General features: G+C 44.3%; 1 protein-coding gene. It reads right to left on the minus strand.

Features of this window, described 5'->3' with window-relative positions; translation table 11 throughout:
- Nucleotides 1-468: 468 nt before the first annotated feature.
- A complete protein-coding gene (locus tag LHL20_RS20865; protein ID WP_226434680.1) occupies nucleotides 469-1,515 on the minus strand; it encodes an IS110 family transposase in 1,047 nt (348 codons plus the stop codon).
- Nucleotides 1,516-1,600 lie beyond the last annotated feature (85 nt).

The following is a 1,600-nucleotide window of genomic DNA, read 5'->3' on the forward strand; positions in this document are numbered from 1 at the left end:
TAACACATATGAGCCCAACTCCTGTCAATAGGTAATAGTTATTCGCTGGCTGCGCTAGCAGTCAGTCCAACTCCCTAAGCTAAACCTCCTAACTTCATCTGTCATGTTCATCGTCAGGCATCACCTGCGGCAAACACATATAGAGGCTCTCTTAGTACGATCTCTTCGCTGCCTGTTGCCGTGCATTCCATGGCGTGAACAGGGGCACTAGACATTCATCGGTTAACCTGACGCTGGCACTATTCAAAACGTAGTGGCTGACTGGTATCGCCAGTTAGGGGCAGGCTCAGCTCAGGTGCAAGCGATTTAGCTCAGGGTATTGATGCGCAACAGGCGGATGTCTAATCAAAACGTGATGGCTGTGGACATTGGTATAGTTCATGTCTTACAGGCTATTCCCCTAAATAACCATGAACACCATACTCACCATTCGACCAGTTAGATGTTCAGCTCATCCGCCTGTGCGACTTACCCTCCTAAAAATCGTTCACTGTCGAATACCGTTTGATTCTTCAACATAAAGTACATACAACGACCGAGTTTATGCGCTAAAGCCGATAGTGCTTTTGCCTTGCTCATTCGCTTTTGTAACTTAGCTAAATAAGCCTGCGCAGGCGGATTACCCTTTAGAAAAAGTACCGCTGCTTCAGAAAACGCCCACTTAAGATGCGCATTACCAATTTTATTGCCCTGAGTCCCGTAGCTTTTACCTGCGGACTCTGCTTTGCATTTAACTAGCCGAGAATAAGACGCAAACTTCTGAACACTGTCGAAACGCTGAATACTGCCTATTTCGTAAAGAATAGTCAGCGCAAGAACGCGTCCGACACCAGGTAATGAACGCAGTAAATAGTAGTCTCTACCATTGTCATGCTTAGTGAGCTTTTCTACATGACATTCAATGCTGCTGACTTCATGGTCGTAAACTTCAATCAATCGTAGATTCATATCAATACTGCGTTGAACCTGTGGATTGGGGAAATATCCACGCATTGCGTCACGACCTGTTGTGTAGCTTAAGTCTGACTTATCAGGGACTGGCAAGTTGTACTGTGACAACGCGTTCTTTATAAATGCCTTTAATTCGGCACTATGGCGCATTGCGTGAGTTCGTCTGCGTAACAAATCTCGAATAGCACGCTTTTCCTTTGGGTAAACGTAAGCCAAAGGAAAATTACCACCTCGCATTAACTTGGCAATCTTATACGCATCAATTTTATCGTTCTTCGTCTTACCACCATGAATAGCCTTCATGTACAGAGCGTGGCCGAGGATAAAATTAATATTATGATGTTCACAAAAATCACTGAGCCAGTACCAACAATGCATACATTCTGCGCCCACCACAATATTCCCGATATAGGGTGCCAGAAGCTTTAAAAGCTGTTCGGGTGAATCCTTTATCTTCTTATGAACCAGTATCTCGCCGCGTTCATCTAAAATGCACACATAAAGCATTCGTGCATGAAGATCGATTCCGCAGTAAAAAGGATGTAAGTTAGTATAGAATTGCATTGAGTCTTCTCCGTTTTGGGTTTGGTCGCCTTCCAGCTTAGCCAATTTATTGGTTAAGCTGGGGAGAAGGCTCAATAAGTATCAA

Origin of the sequence: Alteromonas sp. McT4-15, from assembly GCF_020515205.1 — a bacterium.
Lineage (GTDB): Bacteria > Pseudomonadota > Gammaproteobacteria > Enterobacterales > Alteromonadaceae > Alteromonas.

Excerpts from the sequence above, each read along its gene's own strand:
- LHL20_RS20865 (WP_226434680.1), bottom strand. The coding sequence starts at position 1,515 with ATGCAATTCTATACTAACTTACATCCTTTTTACTGCGGAATCGATCTT.